The organism is Kaarinaea lacus, from assembly GCF_975902315.1.
In genome coordinates, this window is the sequence record NZ_CDLKIE010000477.1 from 1 (window position 1) to 5,222 (window position 5,222).

Sequence of the window (5,222 nt, forward strand, 5' to 3'; positions counted from 1 at the left end):
CCAAACCTACCGTTAGCATTAATACAGTTCGGGTTTTAAACAACTGTACTTCATACTGACTGACATCCTGAACCACAGATAATTTAAAAACCTGATCCCCGATTGCTGTTTTGGGCGCAAAACTGGCAACAATATTATGCTCTGGAATGCCTTTTTTCGGCCAATCCTGCGATTGATAGGCAATTGAATTGTTCAGGTACGCAATGCGCAGCGGCATACCAAGGTCTTTTTCAATGCGCGAAACAGTGTAAGTTGGATCTGTGATTACTTCCAAATAACCACTGACACGTAAACCACCGATAGGAATCAGCACGTGCATATAGGGATAGCCGCCTGACAGACATAATTCCGATATAACTTTAAAGCGATCTACACCCTTTCGTGATCGCGCTTTTTCATGAAGACTTCGACAAGCCACTCCTCCCCGCTGCATGCCTTGTGTCTCATCGGTTAAAGCTATCGCCATTAAGTTTAATTGTGGATCATGGGCGACCAGGCTATTGAGTTTTAGTATACCGGCGGTTACAAAATATTGATGAAAATGCTGTTGCAGATACTGCTGTAATTTTGCGGCATCGTGAGCTTTCAGATCCTGGCGAAACTGTTGATTATTTTGAACTGTCTGGCCCAGGTCACGTGAAAATTTCTCCAGCTCTGTGAGCAAATCCCCCACGCGCAACCGAATAATTTCTTCAATGGCGACGCGTTGATTGTCGAGGGCGATACGACGATAAGTCACATCCACGTAGAGAGCCAAAATTACGCCAAGGATCCCCATCGTAGTAATGCCTAAAGTCAGGCTTAGTCGCAAAGACAATCTGTTGAACATATTTAACGCTGATATCTGGATTTAAGGATTAAATGGAAATTCCCGGGCGATCAAACCATTAATATTAGTAGTATATTCGTCGAAATCAGGGAGAAACTAAAATTAAATCAATAAATTTCCGGTGCTCCGCCCTTCAGCTTCTTTACACCGGCTAATGAGAAAATTTAGCCTCAATACAGGACAACCCTATCAGGATAAGGGCTGCACCATCTGAGCAGTATAATAATCTTTTCAAGCCCAGTATTCCGCACAAATTGTACTGTCTTTCAAACGCTTATCCAACTCGCACCCAGAAAATCAATATGCCTTAAATTCAATATGTTACACAGATAAATTTAAAACCACCCTCTAAAAATAACATTCCTGGAAGTTTCGCCAGACTAGAATTCATTATCATTCTTGCGTATAGTGACGCGACTCCCAGAATGGGTGTAGTGTTTACGGCCTGAATCCGGTTAAGCAAAACGCTTAAACGCCGGTGAGACCGTTGCAATACACGATGGGATTTGGCTTGCACATTCTTGTTAAGCATGCCCCTATTAATAGTTGACCGAATTCCGAGCACCCAAGGTAGTTCCTTTCCTGTGGTAACCGACTGAAGTCAAATTAACTGAAAAAAATGAAAATAATAGTGCGCTGTTATCAGCGACAAAGGCCGTATTTTGTCGTTTCAAAAATTCGAATTACATAAATTGTTGTTGAAAGGCATCCAGGCCTGTCACTTTGAGAATCCTACCGAGATTCAATCCAGCGCCATTCCACCTGCTATTGCCGGTCAGGATTTAATTGCTACCGCACAAACGGGTACGGGGAAAACAGCCGCCTTTGTAATTCCAGCGCTACAGTATCTTGCCAATAACTGGACAGAGCAACGACACGCTGGAAAAGCGGCGACATTAATATTGACACCCACACGTGAACTGGCAAACCAGGTCACGGAAAATATTCGGCAGATTGGTCGATTTATGCGAATCCGATACGCCAATGTTGTGGGGGGAATGCCCTATCCACCACAGATCCGCTTATTGAACCAGTCCCTTGATATCATTGTTGCTACACCGGGAAGGCTCATCGATCACATAAATAATGGTCGCGCCGATTTATCAAAAATCAAGATGTTCGTACTGGATGAAGCGGATCGTATGCTTGATATGGGTTTTGTGAATGACGTCAACACTATTGCACAACAACTCCCTAAACAACGCCAGACTTTACTATTTTCAGCAACCTTTGAAAAAGACGTGCAGACCATAGCGCAACAGCTCCTGACCGACCCGGTAAAAATCAAGCTAACCCACGCCTTTAAAAAACATGCTGCGATAAAACAACATGTACTGCAAGCAGATGACTACGGCCACAAACACGCTTTGTTAAGGCATATTTTAAAAGATCAGGACCTGGAGCAAGCTGTCGTATTCACTTCCACCAAGCGTAGCGCTCAGAAACTGGCTGACCAGTTAAGTGAACGAGGCTATAGAAGCGCTGTACTTCATGGCGACATGAAGCAAACCGCAAGAAAACGCACCATCGAAACAATGAAACGTAGGCGTGCGCAAATCCTGGTCGCAACTGACGTCGCAGCGCGTGGCCTTGATATTAAAACCATTACCCATGTAGTGAACTTTGATTTACCACAGGTAGCAGAAGATTACGTGCACAGGATTGGCCGCACGGGACGCGCCGGCATGAACGGTACGGCGTTTTCACTGGTAGGACCCAGCGATTGGGCCTACTTGCACGAAATCGAAAAATTTACGGGTAACAAAATTTCCCAGGCCACTATTGAAGGTTTGGAACCACGACTTGCCAAACCAAGTTCTCCCACCAAAAGACAGCACAAATCCACGCAGAAGCGTTTACCGGTTATTAAACACAAACGGAACGTGCGTAAACTCGCATCATTAAAATCCAAACCGTCAAGTTCACCAACAGCAGCCAATCAGGAAAGCTCCGATAGCTGACAGTGCAACAAACTGACAGGATTTAATGCTTGTGTTCATCACCGTGCCCCGACGGCGGATGTCCTGCAGCAGGCATTTGACCTGTGGGTGGTGGTGTAGCAGGACCGGGTTGCTGATGAGCCCCCTGAATCCGTGGATGACTATTTCCGGCAAACTGACTGGCTTGGGGCTGGAATGGCGCGACATATTTACTGAAATACTCTCGCGTCAAGCGTTGTGCATTTTGTACAAGCTCTTCTGACATTTCCTTTTTTAATTCATTACGGTTTTCCAGTGCCGCTGTCAGCCCCTGCGAGGCCGCCAGACTAAACCAGACATAGGCAAGAATGATATCCTGTTTAACCCCTTCCCCGGCAATATAAGCAACACCCAGATTTGTCTGCGCCATTGGATTTCCCTGCTCTGCCGCTTTCTGGTACCACTGAACGGCTAATTCCGAGTTTTTTGCTACCCCCTCTCCAACATCATACATATGCCCTAAATAATACTGAGCACTGGGCAAGCCCTGGTCCGCTGCTTTACGAAACCATTCAGCCGCCAGTTTAGAATCCTGCATGACGCCTTTACCCTGCCGATAGAGAATGGCCAGATTGTGTTGAGCCTCGGCATTTCCCTGTTCAGCCAGTGATTTAAATATCTGGTACGCGTTCATGTAGTCCTGTTTTTCTACGGCAGCGATTCCGGCTTCGACGCTCTCCTCGCCTGCATATATCGGCGTTGCCGGGGTGAACGCCCATAACAAAATCAATAAATACGAAAAGTGATTAATCTTCATTCCAAATTCCTGCAATCATTGGACAAATTAACTGTGAGCTCGGTCATACTACTGCAATAAAACCCCGAAAATGCTATAAAATCCAGGGAGAAACCTCCGTTAACCTCAATAGTAACTGATATTCTGCTCAGATAATAACGCCTGAGTCACTCGGTACAGATTGAACCGAACAGACAAGCACCTATAGCAGATAGAAAACGTTTTATTCCTATCCTGAGAAGTACAGTAGCAACGATTATGACAAAGCAGACAACAAACGAACAAATTACGCTTTACTCTCCTGAATATGGCGAGCAAACCGAAACAATTGATCTTAACCAGGTAACACTGGAACTTTTACAAACCAGCAAATGGAAAGAGCAACATAAACTGTTTCGGATCTATGACAATAAGTACTTAAATGTCAATGAGAAACACGCCAAAAGAACCAGCAGTTACAACGTGCATTTAACACTACTCAATCCAAACCCAACACGCAAGCGCTGCCTGAATGCAAAATATCTCCTGATTGCCGGTATATTATTCGGTCTGGCATGGCTTGTTTATTCCCTTATACAGCAGGGAGTAACCGGCTTTACCAATCCATATATGTATTCCCTGGTGGTACTGCCCGTTACGGCAGGAATTATTCTTATTGTATATATGATTAAAAAATTTAAGCATGTTCTTATATTTTATTCTGACCACGGTAGAGTACCGGTGGTTGAAATGTTTTATAAAAACCCTTCCAAAAACAGCTTTAATGCTTTTGCGGGCGAACTCATCAACTGCATCCAGGCTGTCAAAGCAGAAAACTATTATAATGATTCGCAAACCCTGGCTGCTGAATTGAGCGAACATCGAAGATTAAGGGATGAAGGCGTATTTTCCGATGAGGTTTATGAACAGGCCAAAGCCAACATACTAACAAACCATTCCTCGCCAAATCAGCGGGAACCTAACGAGACCGTACACTGAAACACTTTCTCTATAACACGGCTTACTTGATGTAAGTCGACTGGCTAATCAATATCGAATATTGATCGCTTGCCAAAATCGTCACTCTGGTCAGTGCGAGTGGAAGCCTTTTTTGATCTTCTGGATTTAAATATAGAAATTGGTGAAGTACGAGGAGTGGGTTCAGGTGTCAAACCACTTTCATCTGACACATTTATTCTTCTATAGCGAATAAACCCTTCCACTGGATGTTGCTTTTCCTCTCCTGGGCGGTGGCTTTCCAGCAATTTCTTAAATGCCTGCTTTTTCTTTATCAGCAGACGTTGTTGGCGGGCTTTAATTCCCACACCTGCCGCTCGTTTGCGCCTGAGATAATTCGTATACTGCTCGCTTGACCACAACTCCAAAGATTCAACATATTTCTCTTTCAGGAGCTTTATTTTTTGCTGTGACATCGAAGGTTTAAGCTTCAACTCATGCAAAGTAAATTTAATAATACGACCGGACAAACTAGGTTTGGTAAACACGTAAAATTTATTAGCAGCAACCTTGTCTCTTAAGAACTGGTATATACTTTGCGGTCTGCCATAGTGAAAGGATACTGTTGGTGATTTCCAGCGCCGTGGATTCTTGTCGAATTTTGGAGATACCACATCTCCTTGAGCAGTTGAAATACCATCAATGTTGTCACGCAACATCCGCAATGGTTCAGTTTGCGTAC

Annotated in this window: 5 protein-coding genes; 2 read left to right on the forward strand and 3 right to left on the reverse strand. The window is 44.2% G+C overall.

The genetic code is table 11. The features are described 5' to 3' along the window. Nucleotides 1-829 (reverse strand): hypothetical protein (locus ACWVCM_RS14735; RefSeq protein ID WP_455202523.1); only part of this gene is annotated, 829 nt, incomplete at its 3' end. A 662-nt stretch (nucleotides 830-1,491) separates the two neighbouring features. Between ACWVCM_RS14735 and ACWVCM_RS14740 the strand changes: the two genes are divergently transcribed. Next, the gene (locus ACWVCM_RS14740; protein ID WP_455202524.1) at nucleotides 1,492-2,790 is read left to right on the forward strand and encodes a DEAD/DEAH box helicase; all 1,299 of its coding nucleotides are present in this window, start codon (nucleotides 1,492-1,494) and stop codon (nucleotides 2,788-2,790) included. A 22-nt stretch (nucleotides 2,791-2,812) separates the two neighbouring features. On the opposite strand, the gene ACWVCM_RS14745 is transcribed toward ACWVCM_RS14740, so the two are convergent. Continuing rightward, complete coding sequence (locus tag ACWVCM_RS14745; RefSeq protein ID WP_455202525.1) at nucleotides 2,813-3,565, reverse strand: tetratricopeptide repeat protein; 753 nt, start codon at nucleotides 3,563-3,565, stop codon at nucleotides 2,813-2,815. A 237-nt stretch (nucleotides 3,566-3,802) separates the two neighbouring features. Here ACWVCM_RS14745 and ACWVCM_RS14750 point away from each other — a divergent pair, with 237 nt between their 5' ends. Next, the gene (locus ACWVCM_RS14750; protein WP_455202526.1) at nucleotides 3,803-4,522 is read left to right on the forward strand and encodes a hypothetical protein; all 720 of its coding nucleotides are present in this window, start codon (nucleotides 3,803-3,805) and stop codon (nucleotides 4,520-4,522) included. Between the two features lie 44 nt (nucleotides 4,523-4,566). Here the strand turns inward: ACWVCM_RS14750 and ACWVCM_RS14755 are convergent. Further along, nucleotides 4,567-5,222 (reverse strand): hypothetical protein (locus tag ACWVCM_RS14755; protein ID WP_455202527.1); only part of this gene is annotated, 656 nt, incomplete at its 5' end.